The 18,499-nt window shown below is 51.9% G+C and carries 19 protein-coding genes; 7 read left to right on the top strand and 12 right to left on the bottom strand.

Annotation, left to right across the window (positions count from 1 at the left end):
• Positions 1-5: 5 nt before the first annotated feature.
• Positions 6-1,148, bottom strand: coding sequence for an N-acetylglucosamine-6-phosphate deacetylase (locus ACP15Y_RS02895; RefSeq protein WP_424981503.1), 1,143 nt, complete (start codon positions 1,146-1,148; stop codon positions 6-8).
• Positions 1,149-1,898, bottom strand: a complete 750-nt coding sequence (locus tag ACP15Y_RS02900; protein WP_424981504.1) for a glucosamine-6-phosphate deaminase — start codon at positions 1,896-1,898, stop codon at positions 1,149-1,151.
• Between the two features lie 129 nt (positions 1,899-2,027).
• Between ACP15Y_RS02900 and ACP15Y_RS02905 the strand changes: the two genes are divergently transcribed.
• Complete coding sequence (locus ACP15Y_RS02905) at positions 2,028-3,230, top strand: ROK family protein (protein ID WP_424981505.1); 1,203 nt, start codon at positions 2,028-2,030, stop codon at positions 3,228-3,230.
• Positions 3,231-3,232: 2 nt separating this feature from the next.
• Here the strand turns inward: ACP15Y_RS02905 and ACP15Y_RS02910 are convergent, their stop codons facing one another.
• From ACP15Y_RS02910 to ACP15Y_RS02945, 8 genes are all read right to left on the bottom strand, one after another.
• A complete protein-coding gene (locus ACP15Y_RS02910) occupies positions 3,233-4,231 on the bottom strand; it encodes a hypothetical protein (protein WP_424981506.1) in 999 nt (332 codons plus the stop codon).
• Positions 4,231-5,127, bottom strand: a complete 897-nt coding sequence (locus tag ACP15Y_RS02915; protein WP_424981507.1) for an SMP-30/gluconolactonase/LRE family protein — start codon at positions 5,125-5,127, stop codon at positions 4,231-4,233. Before ACP15Y_RS02915 ends, ACP15Y_RS02910 begins: the two co-directional genes overlap by 1 nt.
• A gap of 9 nt (positions 5,128-5,136) precedes the next feature.
• Positions 5,137-6,237, bottom strand: coding sequence for a mannonate dehydratase (locus ACP15Y_RS02920; RefSeq protein ID WP_424981508.1), 1,101 nt, complete (start codon positions 6,235-6,237; stop codon positions 5,137-5,139).
• Between the two features lie 16 nt (positions 6,238-6,253).
• Entirely contained in the window at positions 6,254-7,039 is a 786-nt protein-coding gene (locus tag ACP15Y_RS02925; protein ID WP_424981509.1) for an SDR family NAD(P)-dependent oxidoreductase, read from the bottom strand.
• Positions 7,040-7,049: 10 nt separating this feature from the next.
• Entirely contained in the window at positions 7,050-8,027 is a 978-nt protein-coding gene (locus tag ACP15Y_RS02930) for an ABC transporter permease (RefSeq protein WP_133570762.1), read from the bottom strand.
• Complete coding sequence (locus tag ACP15Y_RS02935) at positions 8,024-9,556, bottom strand: sugar ABC transporter ATP-binding protein (protein ID WP_424981510.1); 1,533 nt, start codon at positions 9,554-9,556, stop codon at positions 8,024-8,026. The genes ACP15Y_RS02930 and ACP15Y_RS02935 overlap by 4 nt, the downstream gene beginning before the upstream one ends.
• 56 nt (positions 9,557-9,612) lie before the next feature.
• Complete coding sequence (locus ACP15Y_RS02940; RefSeq protein WP_424981511.1) at positions 9,613-10,581, bottom strand: substrate-binding domain-containing protein; 969 nt, start codon at positions 10,579-10,581, stop codon at positions 9,613-9,615.
• A 113-nt stretch (positions 10,582-10,694) separates the two neighbouring features.
• Positions 10,695-11,417, bottom strand: coding sequence for a FadR/GntR family transcriptional regulator (locus ACP15Y_RS02945; protein ID WP_424981512.1), 723 nt, complete (start codon positions 11,415-11,417; stop codon positions 10,695-10,697).
• 190 nt (positions 11,418-11,607) lie between these two features.
• On the opposite strand from ACP15Y_RS02945, the gene uxuA reads away from it, so the two are divergent.
• The 6 genes from uxuA to ACP15Y_RS02975 are packed head-to-tail and all read left to right on the top strand — an operon-like array spanning position 11,608 to position 17,432.
• Entirely contained in the window at positions 11,608-12,813 is a 1,206-nt protein-coding gene (uxuA, locus tag ACP15Y_RS02950) for a mannonate dehydratase (protein ID WP_424982447.1), read from the top strand.
• Positions 12,810-13,502, top strand: a complete 693-nt coding sequence (locus ACP15Y_RS02955; RefSeq protein WP_424981513.1) for an RraA family protein — start codon at positions 12,810-12,812, stop codon at positions 13,500-13,502. Before uxuA ends, ACP15Y_RS02955 begins: the two co-directional genes overlap by 4 nt.
• 14 nt (positions 13,503-13,516) lie before the next feature.
• Positions 13,517-14,509, top strand: coding sequence for a phosphotransferase family protein (locus ACP15Y_RS02960; protein ID WP_424981514.1), 993 nt, complete (start codon positions 13,517-13,519; stop codon positions 14,507-14,509).
• 15 nt (positions 14,510-14,524) lie between these two features.
• The gene (gene eno, locus ACP15Y_RS02965; RefSeq protein WP_424981515.1) at positions 14,525-15,826 is read left to right on the top strand and encodes a phosphopyruvate hydratase; all 1,302 of its coding nucleotides are present in this window, start codon (positions 14,525-14,527) and stop codon (positions 15,824-15,826) included.
• A 2-nt stretch (positions 15,827-15,828) separates the two neighbouring features.
• Positions 15,829-16,671, top strand: coding sequence for a fumarylacetoacetate hydrolase family protein (locus tag ACP15Y_RS02970; protein ID WP_424981516.1), 843 nt, complete (start codon positions 15,829-15,831; stop codon positions 16,669-16,671).
• A 20-nt stretch (positions 16,672-16,691) separates the two neighbouring features.
• Positions 16,692-17,432, top strand: coding sequence for an SDR family oxidoreductase (locus tag ACP15Y_RS02975; protein ID WP_424982448.1), 741 nt, complete (start codon positions 16,692-16,694; stop codon positions 17,430-17,432).
• A 79-nt stretch (positions 17,433-17,511) separates the two neighbouring features.
• On the opposite strand, the gene ACP15Y_RS02980 is transcribed toward ACP15Y_RS02975, so the two are convergent.
• On the bottom strand, positions 17,512-18,024 hold the full coding sequence (locus ACP15Y_RS02980; RefSeq protein WP_424981517.1) for a hypothetical protein: 513 nt from the start codon (positions 18,022-18,024) through the stop codon (positions 17,512-17,514).
• Between the two features lie 162 nt (positions 18,025-18,186).
• The gene (locus tag ACP15Y_RS02985) at positions 18,187-18,456 is read right to left on the bottom strand and encodes a hypothetical protein (protein WP_424981518.1); all 270 of its coding nucleotides are present in this window, start codon (positions 18,454-18,456) and stop codon (positions 18,187-18,189) included.
• Positions 18,457-18,499 lie beyond the last annotated feature (43 nt).

Here is an 18,499-nt window from a genome sequence, read left to right on the forward strand (position 1 = left end):
CACGATTATTCACGTTCAATCTTGTAGGGGCCCACATAGGCGCGTTGCACCGCAAGGCCCGTTGAATGGCGTTGCCATTCCACAAAATTCTGTTCTGTTTTTGAGTTTAAGCTCTCCGGCTGATTGCCGAGCACTTTCAAAGGGTTGGTTCTGGTCATTGTCAGCACATCCGCAAAGGAATAGCCATACCAATCCATCACATTGCGCACCATTTGATCCATGGTGGTGGATGAACCAGCAAGATATTTGGAGCCGGGAATGCGCACTGTGCCACCTGCATCGCGCTCCACCTCAGCTTCGCCAAGTGTGTATAGCCCAGTTGGCATTTTCGCCCCTGCCGCTGACACAGCGTCGGTGGATAGAATTGATCGCTCCACACCCTTAGCGCGCAACATGGTTTGCAAAGCACTTTTGGTCACATGGATGCCATCTGCAATGAACATGGCAAACAGCCGATCTTCAGCCAATTGCCAAAAGAGCGGATTTTCCGTTTTGTGCATTTGCTGTGGCAAGCCATTGCCCAAATGGGTGCAGAGCATCGCCCCAGCAGACGCCGCGTCACTCACCTGCTCGCCATTTGCGGCCGTGTGTCCCAGCGACACGCAGATATTTTGCGCCACCAATTCGGGGATCAGCGTCAACACGCCTGTCACCTCAGGAGCAACAGTCACCAGCTTGATCTTGCCGTTGGCGGACTTTTGCAGCCGCTCATAAAGCGCGATGCGGGCTGGCCCCATATGGTTGGCATTATGGGCACCTGAAAAACCATCTTTTGGGGAAAGGAATGGCCCTTCAATGTGATAGCCCAGCACCATATGAGGGCCAAGTTTTGATTGGTTCACTGCCTGCTCAAGCGCATCCAGTGTTTGCTCAAAATGTTCGTCTGCTCCGGTGATCAGGGTTGGCAATACAGATGTCACCCCGGTCAGCGCCAGTTGCGCCAACGCCAAATCCAACTGATCCGCTGTGATCGGCGCACGGTTGAAATCCACACCCGCAAACCCATTTACTTGCAGATCAATCAGGCCATAGCTGAGCGCGGTTTCGTCCCCTGAAGCCATGCCAGCCTGTTCTGCCTGCTTCTGCAGCAGTGCCAGATCCGCATTATGGGGCGCGATTTGGGGTATATGAACCATTTGATCAGCCATTTATGCTGCGCTTTCGCTCAGTTTACTGGCTGCAGCCGCATCTAAAAACACATAGGTCTGATCATGCGTTTGCATTATTGAAGCTGGGCATAGATTGCTTACGGGCCCTTCTACAGCGCCCTTCACCGCGTCCGATTTGCGTTCATCCGGCACAGTGCAGATGATTACTTTCGATTTCAAAATTTGCTGCACGCTCATGGAAATGGCCTGCTCTGGCACAGCGGCGAGGTTTTCGAACCAGCCCTCCCCAGCTTGTTGCTGGCGACACGCCTCATCAAGCGTCACAATCATATAAGGGACTTCGGTTTCGAAATCTGCTGGCGGATCATTGAAGGCCAGATGGCCATTTTCACCAATACCAACAAACGCAACATCAATCGGCGCCTCAGAGATCGCGGCGTTAAGCGCCCCGATTTGTCCGTCCATATCCGCAACCTGGCCATCAATTGCGTGGAACGCTGCCACAGCAGGTACCTTGGCAACAAAACGCTCGCGCAAATAGCGCACAAAGCTCGCGCCATGATCTTCGCCAACGCCGACATATTCATCCAAATGGAAGATGTCGCACTTAGCCCAATCAATATCTGGCGCCTGCACCAATGCTTCCAGCATTTCGAATTGGCTCGCACCGGTCGCCAAAATAATCCGCGCATGGCCTTTTACTGCAATCGTTGCGCGGATGGCTTTCGCCCCCGACTCCGCTGCCAATGCGCCATTTTGTTTTTTGGTGTCAGATATTGAAATTTTCATGGCTACTCCTTATTTATTTTCATCTTCGTAATTAAATACATTTTTGTCAATAAATAAAAATCGCGCTCATGAGTTTTTTTTTGAAAATTTTCGCTGCATAGTGAGCAAGATGGAGATGGGACTAAATTTATGACGATTATTCCGATGCTTAGCCAATATTCTAAGCAGTTTAATTTTGACGGGCATGACATGCCTGCGGGCCGAAAAGGCCGAATTTTTTCAATGATTTGCGCCCAGCCCTTCCAAACCAGAAAGAAAATTGCAGAGGAAACAGGCATTCGCCCTGCCACTGTTTCCAAGCTCGTTCTCGATTTGATTGAAACAGGTCTCGTTGAAGAATCACGTCCGGAAGAAATCAGTCAAAAGGGTCGTCCGGAGATTGTTTTATCTCCAAATGTGAACCGACTGGTCGCGCTTGTCGGCTACACAATTTCGCGCACCATTCATTGCGCCGCCGTCAATTTGGCCGGAGAAGTGCTGCATGTGGCGAGTGAAAAAACCGTGGCTGATAGCGTCGACCCGGACCGTTTTATCACCATCATGGAAGCCCTCTATCGCGAGTGCATGGCCAATTTACCCAAAGGCGCGCAGTTTGCAGGCTATTCCATTTCCCTGCCCGGCATTGTGAATGAGACCGAAAAGAAATGGGTCTACTCCATCTATTGGCCGAAGTTGCTGGGGCTAGACCTCAATGTTCTCGAACAAAAGCTGCAAACCCCCGTGGGTGTGCGCAAAAACCTGAATTGCGAGTTACATGCGCGCTTTGACAAGCGGTCGAGCCAGAAAACTCAAAGCATGGTGCTTGTGCATTGGGGTTTGGGCATCGGCGCTGCTTATGTGTGTGCGCAAGAAAATGGCCGTCGCTCCAGCTTGGGCGAGATCGGCCATTGCTGTGTGGATCAAGCCAGCACTGCCATTTGCAAATGCGGCATGGTCGGCTGTGTCGAAGCCGAAGCTGGCCTGTGGGCGCTCAAGCAGAAATCGTCCGATCCGGATATGCCCATCGATGAGCGTCGGTTTCAAACCTATCTAGATCGAAAAGACAATGAGCAAGATTACGCACGCCAAATTGAGCTAATGGCCCTCACCTTGCGTAATGTTGTACTCACCCTCACCCCAGATGAAATCGTGCTCACGGGCCCGTTCACCCACAATGAGGCGATCTTCAAGCGCCTTTTGGCTGCGTTCGAGAAAGCCCTACCCCCAAATTCGCTGATCACCAAAGATATGCGCCCCCACATTATCGCAGGCGACAAACATAACGCCGACGAACTTATCGGCGCCGCCGCGCATCATTTCGGCAAACGGTTGGGCGAGCTTTGCGCTGACTGAGCCTAAAGTGGCGCGGCAGCAATTCGATATTTTGTTTTAAACGGAATACTCGGCTCAAATCTTATTGTGGTGGGCGTGCCGCTCTCACTAATGGGATTGTTCGCTTTTGATTGGCTTGGCCCTAGATCGAAGGCACCGCAAATTGGCTCCATTCCCAACGCTTGGTGTCTACCATTCCACGGATAGGCTTTGCGTCCCTTGTTGGAATACCAAAGCAGCAAGCTGCCAAAATGCTCTTTCTGCCAATTCAGATGCACCGCATATTTTTCGGCGTCGAATTCTAGGCTAACCTCACCATTGATCCCGACGATCTGCAGCAAGTCCTCGCATTCATCTGGCAATGGCAACTGCGTGGCATCAATCTGCTGTCCATTTCGGCTTGTGACATTTTCCAACTGTTCAAACACTCGGTTTGGCGCAAAAAGTGCTGCACCAGGCTCTACATCGCCGGGAAAACTGTGCACGAAATCATAATGTTTGGCATCAATTCGCATATCGCCCGGGCGTCCTGAGACCTTGAATGTCGGATGCAACCCAAATGACAGGTCACAAGCTTCGCGGGCAATCACCTCCAGCTCGAAGTCCAAGGCTGGCCCAGTTGGGTCCGGTGTAATTGTCCGGCGCAACATCTCAATCGGGTGTTCATCCGGATAACGGATCGACATGCTGATCATGTCGGAATCAACCTGATCAAATTCCCAATTATGATTGGCGCTAAAGCCATGCGGATCAGTGGCGAAATTCTTATCAACGCCAACCGCGGGCCAGTTTTCTGGCAATTCGCGCAATGCGTCTGTGCCAAAAGGCACACAAGGCCATTCGCCGCGCAAGCGCTGCAATATGCCCGGCAGTTCGATCCGTTGCTCATCCTCTCCCCACGGGGCAACTTGAAACGGCGAAACGCACCGACCATCGGGCAGTTTGAACTCGACGGGACCAATCATGCTGCCCAGCGCTTGAACACTCAATTGGCCGTGTCCCCATTCAATCGTTTTTTCCATCAGGCCTGCACTTTAAATCGATTTTCTGCCATGCCTTTTTGGTCGACACGCAAAGAGAAGAGGCTCCCCGCCAGTCGCTGCCCCGGCGGACACAATATGCTCGCGCTGGTGATGTATAGCGTCTGCAAGTCTGCACCGCCAAACGTGCAGGTGGTGACATTTGAGATTGGCATTTCGATCAACCTGTCAATCGCCCCATCTGGCGCAACACGCGCGATACAATCCCCGCCAAAGCGGCAATTCCACAAATAGCCCTCGGTGTCCATGGCTGAGCCATCAGGCCCGCCACGGTCAAAACCTTCGAAGAAAACCCGCTCATTGGAAATTGAGCCATCTGCCTTGTCATAGTCATAGGCATAAACCTGATTTTCCAACGTGTCGCCAAAATAGAATTTGGTGTGATCAGGGCTCCAACACAGCGTATTCGAAATCCCGAGATTATCGCGCCATTCTGTTACCTCGCCTGAAGGCGTGATGCGGAACAGAACGCCCTCGCCCGGGCCAGCGTCACCCAACTCGCCATCCGGCAGGACATTGTTTTTCATGGACCCAACCCAGAAATTGCCTAGCGGGTCAGCTCGGCCGTCATTCAGGCGTACCTGCGGAAAGCCTTTGAGTTTGAAGCCATGGTCTTCGCGTCGATCCGTTTCTGGCCACCACCAGATCAGTTTAGAGGCAAGCGCCAGCAAAAAGCGCCCTGCTTCGCTGGTCAGTGATACAGCCACCACAGGCTCATCAAACAGCCAGCTTTGGGTGCTTTGGGTTTTCTCATCGTAACGATGCACAAGAAATCGATTGATGTCGCACCAATAAACAGCCTGCTCTTCTGCGGACCAAACAGCGCCTTCACCTGTTTTGTCGCCCGTAGGCACAACACATTGAATTTCTTGCGACATCTTCTCCTCCTATGGTGCAGATCTTGATGGACCCAGCGCATCCATATTTTGCACGAGCGCCTTCATATAGCCAAGGGCAAACGCCTTACCCGCGTGCCATGATGCAGCGCATTGCATGGCTGGCGTATGGTCTGGGATCAAAACGCCTTGATAATTTTCGTCGCGCAGCACCCGCACAATTTCGGCCATATCAATATCGCCTTCATCGACGAAGGTCTCCACATAATGCGGAATTTTGCCCTTCACATTTCTGAAGTGGATATAGCCAATGCGGTTTGCCCGCGCATAGCGGCGCACATGTTCGTAAATCTCACCGCCCGGCATTTCCTGCAGTGAACCAAGGCAAAGCTCTAACCCGTTGGATGGCGAGTCAATCACGCCCATCAAACGATCATATTTTTCCGGCCGATTGACCAAGCGGGCGGTGCCACGCAATTGCTCGGCTGGCGGATCGTCTGGGTGCGCTGCTAAAACCACCCCGGCCTCTTCTGCCACTGGCACCAGATCATTCAGAAAGCGGGATAAGCGATCCCACATTTCATCTGATGTCGCCGTGATTTGCGGCGCGTTCGGTTCTGGCTTGCGATAGCGCATGTTCCACACCATGCCATCCGAAATGGGCGCATTTGGATCAGGACGTTTGTGCTGATCTTCCTTCACGCCAAAACCGACAGATTCTGCACCACCGCGAGCATAGGGTCCGCGCGTCCATCCATAAACGCCTGCCAACGAAAAGTTATAGCCAATACAAGGCACTCCCGCACGCCCAGCATCGCGCACAAGTTGCTTTAAATCTTCAATTTGCTCTTCGCGCTTTGGTCCATCCAGAAGAATGTCATGCCAAAATTTTGGCGAGAAATTTTCAATGGCCGCCAGCTCCAACCCGGCTTCGCGCACCATTTCCACGAGATCGCGCAATTCTTCATAGGTCCATAGCGTGTCGTCCGAGCAATCGCCCCATCCGCTATCATCTCCGCTCGCAATGCGCGGATCGACCCCGCGGAAATAATTGGTGAGGTGCGCCACAATATGGGTGGCCCCTGCCTGCACCGCAAATTGCAGATTATCAGGCGTAAGTTGTTCTCTATAAAGGCCTAAACCAATTTTCATAAATTTTGCCCAGCAGCTATTTAACGCCAATAGCTGCGGTGAGCCCCCCATCGATTTTATAGTCAGATCCGGTGATAAAGCCTGCGCGATCAGAAGCGAGATAGGCCACCAGTTCGGCCACTTCTTCTGGCTCGCCAATGCGGCCAATTGGGTGGGCTGCGCCAAAACGGGCGAAAGCCTCCTCTTCGCTCACCCCTTCACCGCCATATTTGGCGGCCGCAAGCGAAAGAATGGGCGTACGCACTGAACCTGGGCTAACGGAATTCACGCGAATGCCAGCTTCTGCATGGTCCAACGCCATGGCGCGAGTCACCGCGTGGATTGCCCCTTTTGACGCCACATAGGCAGCAACATTTTGCTGGCAATTATGCCCCTGCACGGAGGAAATATTGACGATGGCACCGCCGCCGCGTTTCTCCATTTCTGGAATGCCAAAATGGGCAGTGAGATAGATAGATCCCACATTGACCGTCAGGCATTTTTGCCATGTGGCCCAATCCGTGCTGGTCACCGTGCCAAACGGATGCACGGCTGCTGCATTGACAATAATGTCCAGCCCGTCATGTGCTGCCACAATGGCTGCGACAGCATCCTGCACCACTTTCTCATCGGAAACATCCGCTTGCCGTGCAGACATATTTAGTCCTTGTTCTTTAGCGATGGCGTCGAATTTCGCATTTGCGTCCGGGTCAATGCCGCAGGCAACAACAGTCGCCCCGGCACTTGCCATGCGCACGGCTGAGGCTAGTCCAATGCCGGACGTGCCTGTAACAAGTGCAATTTTTCCTTCAAATTCAGTCATATCGCCCTCCTTAGCGCACACGCTCTAGCACTTGGTTCAGCAGCACGGCGCCAAGAATGATCCCGCCACGCACCACATATTGCCAATATTCGCTCACATTCATCAGCGTCATGCCGTTTGAGATACAGCCGAGGAAAAGCACACCAATCAGCGTGCCCCATATCCGGCCTTTGCCACCAAACAGCGAGGTGCCGCCAATGATCACAGCTGCGATCACATCAAGCTCCATGCCTGTCGCCGTGGTGCCGGTGCCCGACCCGATTTGCGATGCGATCAATGTGCCTGAAATTGCGGTCAACACGCCTGTGATGGCCAGCGTCATGCTTTTCACCAACCACACATTGATGCCGGAAAGCCGTGCAGCTTCCAGATTGCCGCCCACGGCATAAACCGCACGACCAAAGCTGGTGTTGTTCATGATGAAATGCATCGCCACAAAGGTGAAGGCAAACACGTATACCGGGAAAGGGATACCAAACAGATAGCCGCCGCCCAAAAAGTCGAAGCCAGACGGGAAGTTGGTGAGCGGAAAGCCGCCCGTGATCAAGTTGGCCACGCCGCGCAGCGCTGCAAATAGCGCCAAGGTGGTGATGAAGGTTGGCACATCGAACCAGCGGCGGAATTGCCCAGTGAGAAAGCCAACGCTAAACCCAACAGACACGGCAACTGCAAACCCAACGGCCACGCCACCCCAACCGCCGATGGCCCCGGCAAACCAGGCCACTATACAGCCCGCGAGCGCAACACCTGCGCCAACGGAAAGATCGATTTCGCCTGAAATGATCACCGCTGTCATGCCAAAAGCAATGATGCCGAGCATGGATACTGTCCGCAAAACGTTCAGCAAATTATGGGTTGAGGCGAAGCCCGGCGCCATAAAGATCAAAAAGACAATCAACGCCCCGAGGATAATTTCCATCGGGTAATTACGAAGAATACCAATGGCAAAGTTTTCTTTGCGCTCAACATGTTCGGTTGTTGTGGTCAATTTTTGGCTCCTTCCATGCACAAGCCATAAAGCTCAGAAAGATTTGTTTTTGTTGGGTCCACCTCGGTGACAATTTCACCCTGCCGCATCACCAAAACGCGGTCAGCAACTTCCAACACTTCTTCCAATTCCGTAGATACAAAGATGCTCGACAATCCGTGTTCGGCACCTTCCCAAATAATATCGAATATCTGCCGTTTCGCGTGCACATCCACGCCACGGCTCGGCTCGTCAAAAAACATCACGTTCGGCTTGGTGTTCAGCCATTTGCCGATCACCACTTTTTGCTGGTTGCCGCCAGAAAGTGATGAAACGGGCAATTCCGGATCGTCCGTTTTGATGGACAAATCCTTGATTTGCTTGTCGACAAACGGCTTTTCCTGTGCGCGGGTGATGATCCCGCCCTTAGCCACTGCGTCCAAACTCGCCATGCACAAATTGTCCGTGATCGCTGCCATTTGCACCAAACCGACTTCTTTGCGGTTTTCCGGCGTATAGCCTAGGCCCGCCTGGCTCATTTGCCGTGGCGTATAGCCCGTCACATCTTCGCCGTTCAGCGTCACGCTGCCCGCATCCAATGGATCAGCACCAAAGATCGCGCGCATCACTTCCGTGCGGCCCGCGCCGAGCAGTCCCGCAATCCCGAGAATTTCGCCGGGATACAAATCAAATGAAATGTCCTTGAAGCCGTGCGTGCGGGAGATGTTTTTTACCTGCAACACGGGATTGCTGCGCTCAATGGCGCGACGCGGCGGTCGGGTTGCATGGGCTTCATCGCCAAACATCATGCCCACAATGTCGGCATGGTCAGCGTCTTTCATTTCAACGCTGCCAATATAGTGGCCATCGCGGATCACAGTGCAGGTATCAGCAATGTCAAACAGTTCGCTCATGCGGTGGGTGATGTAAATCATGGTCACCCCCTGCTCTTTCAAGCGGCGCACAAGGCCAAACAGCATGTTCACTTCTTTTGTTGCGAGTGCCGAAGTCGGCTCATCGAGCAACAAAATCGAGGGGTTGAAGGACATGGCTTTCGCGATCTCAACAACTTGCTGTTGCCCAACACTCAGCGTGGAAACCGCTTGGCGTGATTTAATGTTCACGCCCATATCTTGCAGCAACGCATCAGCCTGCGCATGCAATTTTTTCCAATGCACAAATGATAAGCCGCCCACATTTCGCTGGGGCAATCGGCCAAGATAGATGTTTTCGCCCACGGTCAGCTCTGGCACCAAAGACAGTTCTTGGTGCACCGTCACAATGCCTGCGGCAAATGAATCGTGAGGCGATGTAAATTGGCGTTGCCCGCCATTTACGAACATGGTGCCCAATGTAGGTTGAATAACACCCGCCAGCAGCTTCACTAGAGTAGATTTGCCGGAGCCGTTTTTGCCCATCAAGGCGTGTACACGCCCTTTGTCAAAACGATGGGTAAAGGATGAGAGTGCTTTTGTTGGACCATAAAGCTTGGTGACATCGTGGAATTCGAGCACACCATCTTCGTCGGTTTTTGTCGCGAGTTTTTGCATAATCATCGCCCAGAGAAGAGTTGAATGGGGCGAGTTGACTCGCCCCAATTCTCATTTTAGTTGGTTAGGGCTTTCAAGCCTTCTTTAAAGGCGTTTACGCCTTCAGGATCGATGCGCTGCAATGGCAATACAGGCACAGAAATGTCTTTCTCGACTTCTTCGCCATCAATCAATTTGATTGCCGCGTCGATCGCCAAACGACCCACTTCGAGAGGTTGTTGCGCAGTCACCGCTTGCAACACATTGTCATCGTCAAGCAGCATGTTTGCCAATTGCTCAGAGCCGTCTGTACCGAACACAAACACTTTGCCTTCAAGGCCCGCACGTTTCACGGCTTGCACCGCACCAACTGTGCCGCCCTCATTCGCTGCGTAAAGCACTTGAATGTCTGGGTTCGCGGTCAACATATCGCTGGCTACCGCCACCGCTTTTTCAGCCAACCACGCATCTTGTGCTGAGACCACGTCCACATAGTCTTCAACTTGGCTCAAGAAGCCGTTTACGCGGCCATCTGATTGTTCTGGCAGCAGTGATTTAAAGGCCAATGTACCGATTTTCACTTTCTCGCCACCGCCTAGTTCTTTCAAGAATTCAACAGCTGCTTTACCTGTGCCAATACCAATATCGGTGTTTGAGCTGGTGACGCTTGCTTGTGCAATGTCGCCATTCACTGTGGTGCCAAATGTCACCACGATCACGCCTGCATCACGCGCCTTTTTAAGGGCTGTCATTGACGCATCGGCTGACAATGGGGTCACCGCAATCGCATCAACACCGCGTGCGATGTAGGTGTCGATCAGTTGAGATTCTTTTTCTAGCTTGCTGTCGCTGTTGGCCGAAAGCAATTGATCGCCAGATTCAGCGGTTGCTTTCTCCATGCCGATTTGCACGCCACGCATATATTGGTCCTGCTGGAACACAATACCTGCGATTGACTTGCCTTCAGCATAAGCAGAAGTACCCGTTAAGCTGACGCCAGCGGCCAATGCGGCCATGACAAGAAAGTTTCTTTTTGATTTGTCCATTTCCAATCTCCTTGTACAACGCCCTTTATAGTTGTCACCGGCGTGTCGGGCTTCCTCCGGCTTGGCACGAAAATGCTGATGTGAACCAACAGCATATTGGTTGCGGCTCAGTCCTATGTTTTCACAACAAACCGCAAACCAAATTCCAAATGACGGCTCACCAAATAGGCATAGGCAATTCTGTCGCGCTCGCGCAGCGCGCCGATAATTTCCTCATGTGCCTCATAGGTTGCCGATTGAGTGGGACGCTCAGTTTTACCAATGAGCATGATTTCTTCGATCACTGGCCGCATCATGCGATAGGCCGCCACTGTGGTGCGGTTACCAGATAGCGCGACCAACGCTTCATGAAACTCAAAATCGTGACGCGCCGCATCTTCTGCAGTCTTTGAACTCAACATACGGGCATTGATGGTGCTCAGATGATCGATATCCTCATCCTTCGCCTTCATCAAAATTCGATCCCCTACCCCAATTTCAATAATCCGGCGGTAGTCCTGCAAATCGCGGAATGATTCAGGTGAGATACCCTGATGAAAAGAGAAAAGACGCTTCAGCGCTTCTGATTGACCGCCACAGATCACCGCGCCGACTTTGGGGCGTGTTTCGATGATACCAAAGGCCCGCAAAACCTGCATAGCTTCACGCACCGTATTACGGCCGATCTGAAATTGCTCGCTGAGCTCGCGCTCTGTTGGCAAGGCATCGCCAATCGTCAACTCACGCTCCGCAATAAGCCCCCTAATCTGTTCAACCGCACGGTCAACAGCAGAGGTTTTTGATACCCCCTCATCCGAAACGGCATCCTGATTTGGCTTTTGATCAACTGCGCTCAAAATTTCCTCCCACGCTTGTTTATTTGTTGGACCACATAAAAAAATATGTCAAGAAAAAATGAAAATTTTTGTAATTTTCGTCAAATTTCCACTTTTTTGCTGATTAAATCTTGCAAATTTCAACTTTTTATCCATTATTGCCTCAATCTGGTCCAACAAAAAGAAAATTTGGGAGTGCGGCATGAATTTTATGGAAGAATGTTTTCGATGGTACGGGCCAGAGGATCCTGTTTCCCTGCGCGACGTGCGCCACACTGGTGCCACTGGCGTGGTTTCTGCACTGCATCATATTTACGATGGCTCCGCATGGCCGCTTGAGGAAATTGAAAAGCGCAATGCCATAATTCAAGACGCCGGGATGTGTTGGAGTGTGGTGGAGAGCATTCCAGTGCACAACTCCATCAAGCTCGGCACCAAAGAGCGCAGTACCTATATTGGTTGGTATAAGGACACGATGCGCAACCTAGCCGCATGTGGGTTGGATGTTGTTTGCTATAATTTCATGCCTGTTGTGGATTGGACCCGCACAGAGCTGACGCATCCTTTGGAAAACGGCGCATTCGCATTGCGGTTCGACGCTGTGGATTTCGCCGCCTATGATTTGTTTGTGCTGAAACGGCGCAATGCTGAAGCCAGCTACACCTCCAAAGATGCGGTGATCGCCGAAGCGCGTTTCAACACATTCACGCCAGAGAAAATCAAACGTATCGAAAACAATCTGATAGCGGGCCTTCCCGCGACCGAGCGGCAATATAATCGAGAAAGCTTTTTGCAGGCAGTTGAGGAATATGATGGTGTGACCCCCGACGATCTGCATCGAAATCTCGCATATTTCCTTGGCGAAATCATTCCCGTCGCGCAGGAACTGGGGCTCCGCATGTGCGTACATCCAGACGACCCCTCGTTTTCGCTTTATGGCCTGCCCCGTATTGTCTCCACTGCAGATGACGTCCGTCGCATTTTGAGCGCTGCAGATGACCATGCGAATGGCCTCACCTTTTGCACAGGTTCATTTGGCACCCGAGAAGATAATGATTTGGTGGCAATGGTTGCTGAGTTTGCGCCGCGCATCCATTTCGCGCATTTGCGCAATGTGCAACGCGAACGAGATGGCTCATTTCATGAAGCCGATCATTTGACCGGATCAAGCGATATTGTCGCCGTGCTTTATGCACTTTTGGAAGAACAAAAGCGTCGCCAAGCCGAAGGCCGGGCCGATTGGCAAATTCCGGTTCGCCCTGACCATGGGCATTTGCTCGCCGATGACATCGACAAAGACGAAACTTTTCCGGGCTATTCGCTCATTGGTCGTTTGCGCGGCCTTGCCGAGTTGCGCGGTGCTATGCACGGCATAGCCACGGCTCAACGGATAAATACAAAGGAGCGCCAAGCATGACCAGCTATAAAAATGATGATGAATTGTTCGCCGCTATTCGCGAAAAGCTTTTCACAGCTGTGGTCGGCGACATTTTGGACGTGATGGGCTATCGCCATCAATTCTTGCCGCCTCACATTAAGCCGCTTCACGACGATATGGTGGTGCTGGGCCGCGCCATGACAGTTTTGGAAGCTGATTATTTTGAGCCAGAGCCTTCGCAGGGCAATGGTCCGTTTAGCCACCAAGGCTTTGGCCTGATGTTCCATGCGCTTGATGATCTTAAGCCAAACGAAGTTTATGTTTGCGCGGGCGCCTCACCCAACTATGCGGTTTGGGGTGAACTTATGTCGACCCGCGCCCTGCATTTGAAAGCTAATGGCGCGATTTGTGACGGATATTGTCGCGATAGTGAAGGCATTTTGAAGCTGAACTTCCCAACCTTCAGCCATGGCACCTATGCGCAAGATCAAGGCCCACGCGGCAAAGTGATTGATTATCGCGTCCCCATCGAAATCGGCAAAATCCGCATCAATCCCGGCGATCTGATGTTTGGCGACCGAGACGGCGTTTTGGTGATCCCGCAAGCTGCTGAAGAAGAAGCCATCGCACGCGCCTTTGAAAAAGCCAGCACCGAAAATAAAGTTCGGTTGGCGATCGAAGGTGGCATGAGCACCGTTGAAGCCTATGAACGCTTTGGCGTGATGTAGTTGCGAGATTGGCCATGCAAACCGAACTAGGCGGACGAAGCATTGAACTGGTGGTTGAGCTGGGATTGATGGACAAAAACGACATTATGTCCGTCACGCCGCTCACTGGCGGTGTTGCGTCCGACATCGCCGTGATTGAGGGCCGCACCCAAAAACTTTGCGCGAAGTTCGCGCTGCCTCAAATGAAAGTTGCAGAAGACTGGCAAGCCCCTGTGCATCGCAACAAGGCTGAATATTTGTGGCTTCAATCACTTGCGGAAATCGCACCAAACAATTGCCCTAAACTCTTTGGTCGCTCAGAGAAGCTGGGCGGTTTCATCATGGAGTTCATCGAGGGCGATAATGTATTTGTTTGGAAAGCAAACCTTCTCAATAGAGTGCAACCTCGGGGAGAAGCCGGAAAATTAGGTGACTTGCTTGCCAAGATACATATCAACAGCAGCCAGCCTGCCTTTGACAAGGCAAATTTCGACAATCAAGTAGATTTCGAAGCGCTTCGGATTGCCCCCTATTTGCAGCATCTAAAACAGGTGCACCCTGACCTAGTGGAAGAAATCGACGCCATCATAGAAATGTTGCGCAGCCATCAAAAGGCGCTGGTGCACGGGGACATTAGCCCAAAAAATATTCTGTTTCGCGATGGCCAACCGATCATTTTGGATGCCGAATGCGCCACATTTGGCGACCCGGCATTCGATGCAGCATTTTGCCTAAACCATTTGATCCTAAAGGCAATCCATGTGCCCGACATGCAGAAAGAATATATTCAAGAAGCCCATCGCTTCTGGGACTTTTATGCCATTCAGGCCAATTGGGAATCTGGCAGAGAGTTGGAGCAACGTGTCGCCCGGCTTCTACCCGCATTAATGCTCGCACGCGTCGATGGCAAATCGCCAGTCGAATATTTGGGACGCATCCAACAGGGATATGTGCGGGCGCTGGCCACCTCTCTTTTGAAAAGACAAACCGACCAGCTCAGCGATGTTTTTGCTGCTGGCGATTTTTAGCGAAGGAGCCGGCTTGTGACCGCTATCCGAGAAATAAACGCTAGGCGCGTTTGGGACTCTCGTGGCAACCCCACAATCGAAGTGGAAGTTGCCCTTGAAAATGGCAAATTGGGTCGCGCCATTGCGCCTGCAGGCGCATCTCGCGGCATGCGCGAAGCTATTGACCTACGCGATGGCGGCAACCATTTGCGTGGCATGGATGTGCAAAAGGCGCTGCATCATCTCAATCATCAAATCGCACCCGAATTTGTGGGTAAAAACATTGAGGACCAAGCGGGGCTGGATCAGCTTTTGCTACAGCTCGACCCCTCACCGCTCAAATCCAAATTGGGTGGCAACGCTATGGTGGCGACCTCTCTCGCCTTTTTGCACGCCAGCGCCGTAAATTTAGATCAGCCGCTTTGGCAGCGCGTATCGCAGCTTTATGGTCGCACGCCGAGCTTACCGCTCCCCGAAATTCAAATTTTCGGCGGCGGCGCCCATGCAGGACGCCGGGTCGACATTCAAGATTTTATGGTGATGGTCCCCGGCGCAAAAAGCTTCGATGAGGTGATGGAAATCACGAACGAGATTTACTTCGCCGCTGGCGATTTGATGAAGGCGAAGGGCCAATTAGCAGGCGTTGCCGATGAAGGTGGCTGGTGGCCCAACTTCGATAGCAATGAAGAAGCGTTAGAAACTCTGGTGCGCGCCATTGAGAAAGCTGGCGAAAAGCCCGGCGACCGCGTGGTCATTTCGCTCGATGTGGCGGCCAGCGAGTTTGGGAAAGACGGCCAGTATAATTTGGCCTTAGAAGATCGCGACCTGTCCAGTGCCCAGCTGATTGAGTTGTTGGGCCAGTGGATCGCCGATTATCCCATCGCCAGCATTGAAGATCCGCTGGGCGAAGATGACCCTGAGGGCATGATCGAGTTCACCAACAGATTTGGCAGCAAAGTTCAAATCATTGGCGACGATTTCCTCGTGACGAACGCGAAGCTGGTTAAAGATGCGCAGCAGATGAGCGCTTGCAACGCCGTGCTGATCAAGGTCAATCAGGCGGGCACTGTCAGCGAAGCCATCGCGGCATTTGAAGCTGCATCGCAACAGAATTGGCGGTCAATTGTGTCGGCCCGTTCTGGCGAAACTGAAGATGTTTCCATAAGCCATTTGGCCGTTGGGCTAGGCGCTGGCCAGCTCAAAGTTGGCTCCTTCACCCGTTCCGAGCGCATGGCGAAGTGGAACGAGGTTTTACGCATTCAAGATCAACTTGGCGCAGACGCATTCGTGCAAGGCGCGCCGCTTCACAACACATTTTGGGCTCAGAAAGGGCAATAGATATGAAATTAATGCGCGTTGGCGACATTGGGCAGGAAGTGCCCTGCATTCTGGATCAGGACGGCAAAGCACGCGATGTATCGCGCCTTGTGCCCGATTTTACGCCGGAAACGATTGCTGGTTTGCAGCAGGCACTGGCCGATTTTGACTTGTCCGCCCTTCCCGTTGTTTCACTCGAAAATGTGCGCATCGGCGCGCCCGTAGCACAGCCGAAAAACATCTATTGTATTGGCCTCAACTATTCGGACCACGCCAAAGAAGCAGGCATGGAGCCGCCGAAAGAGCCGATTTTGTTCAACAAATCCTCTGGCACCTATTGCGGCCCCAATGATCCCATTTTGTTTTCAGACAAAATGACCAAATTGGATTGGGAAGTTGAGCTGGGCATTGTGATCGGCAAGCAAGCGCTTAACATTTCACAAGATCAGGCGTTGGAGCATATTCTGGGTTACACCGTGGTCAATGATGTTTCCGAGCGCGCTTGGCAATTGGATCGTGGCGGCCAATGGGCAAAGGGCAAAGGATTCCCGAACTTTTGCCCCACAGGGCCGCTTGTGGTGACGGTTGACGAGTTGGGTGGCGCGGATAATCTCGCCATGTGGCTTGATGTGAATGGTGAGCGCATGCAATCCGGCAACACCAACACTATGATTTTCGACCCCGCTTTTATCGTGGCCTATCTTTCAGAATTTATGCGTCTCGAACCGGGCGATTTGATCTGTACGGGCACCCCGCCAGGCGTTGGCATGGGCAAAACCCCGCCGCTTTATCTCAAGCCGGGCGATCAGGTTGAACTCAGCATTGATCAGCTGGGCGCACAGTCCCAGCGCGTTGTGGCGATTTAGCGGAGGGGAAAATGGATATTGTGCCAAACCGACTAGAAGGCAAAACCGCACTTGTCACCGCCGCGGGCCAAGGCATTGGTCGCGCAATTGCCGAGCGATTGCGGGACGAAGGCGCTAACGTTTTTGCGTCCGATATCAATGGAGATTTGTTGCCGGATTTAAGCGGCACAACCAACAGCGTCTTAGACGCAACGGATCAATCTGCGATTGCCGATTATGTCGAGCAGTTTAAGCAGATTGACGTCTTGGTGCACGCAGTGGGCTACGTGCACCAAGGCACGATTGAAGAGACAAATGCCGATGCATGGCAACGATCTATCGATATTACCCTCACCAGCGCCTACAATGTTATTGGTGCCGCAATTCCAAAGATGAAAGCCCAAGGCGGCTCGATCATCACCATCGGCTCAGTCGCCAGCTCCATTAAAGGCTTCCCCAAACGCGTAGCCTATGGCGCAGCCAAAGGCGGCATCATTGGCCTCACCAAGGCCATCGCCGCCGACTATGTCGACATCGGCATCCGATGCAACAGCGTCTGCCCGGGTACCGTAGACAGCCCCAGCCTACGCGACCGCATTTCAGAATTGGCCGAGCAGATGGGCAGCGAAGAGCAAGCCCTACAGTTCTTCATAGAACGCCAACCCACAGGCCGCTTCGGCACCAGCGAAGAAATAGCAGGCATCTGCGCCTTCCTAGCCTCAAACGAAAGCGCCCTCATCACCGGCCAAGCCATCAATATTGATGGGGGGATTACGATTTAGTATGAGGATGTTCAGTTTATCTATCGCAAAAGCATATTCACGACAAATTTAGAGCGCCAACCCGCTTAACATTCTAAAATCAACTCAAGCAATCAGTATGGTAAGGTGATGCAAAAGGTTCGATAAACACACCGTCTACATCTGGCACCCTAAAATCCTGTTCTGATCCAATATATACATATAAATCATAGCCAAAATGGACATAGGTATTCTTATCTGCGTTGGCGCACACCCAAAGCATTTCTCGCAAACTCAATCGAAAAAGCACTTCAAACTCCAGAATATCGACGTTGGAGCCTTCAGATAGTTTACTCAAAACCGGATGGTCAGATAACTTTTCAAGTTGGGGAATACCTGACCGTCTCAGCGGGAGTTCGACTTCAACCTCCGATATCGTCAAGCTCCTAATTTGCAGCCGACTAAAAATTTCCCTAGCCGCTTCCCAATATGCATCTTCTTGAGCAAGATAGTCCTCAGCTGTGAGCGAATATCTTTCGCCGATGTCAGAGGCGGAAGTCCAATCATTCAACAAGTAGGCGCCCGCATTAGTCCGATTGGTCGGCAAATATTTTGAGATACGCACTTCTGTCATTTACTTAATCTCCAAATCTCAAAAGCATTTCCAATCGCTTTGCAACATTCCTTCAGAAGATGAATAAAATTCATATTGAGACTTTGCCAGCAAAACGAACCTAACTGAAGACTAGGCGTTGGAAAGCACTAGGCCTCAACGTCTTCTAGTTTACTTTTGCTGTTATCTTGCATGCGATTTGCGCCAGTTTTTCCAGCATATTTTAGCAACCGCCCTTAATCCCATAATCAGATAAATTAATCCAACCGCGCCGAAAACAATAGTTGTATATAGTGCCAGCCCAGACCTTCCCGGTAATGCGAAAGCAAATATTGCAGCGGACGCTAAGGCTGTTAAGACCGCTGCGTGTTTAAAACTTGAAACCAACAAAGTAAAAATCACAATCGGCCCCAGCCCAAGCAATGTAAACGAGAGATACGCAAGCGTAAGCATATACGGCGCCCCTCTTGGACGTGGGAGATGGACAAAGGCCGTT

The organism is Maritalea sp. S77, from assembly GCF_049801075.1.
In the GTDB taxonomy this organism is placed as follows: Bacteria; Pseudomonadota; Alphaproteobacteria; order Rhizobiales; family Devosiaceae; genus Maritalea.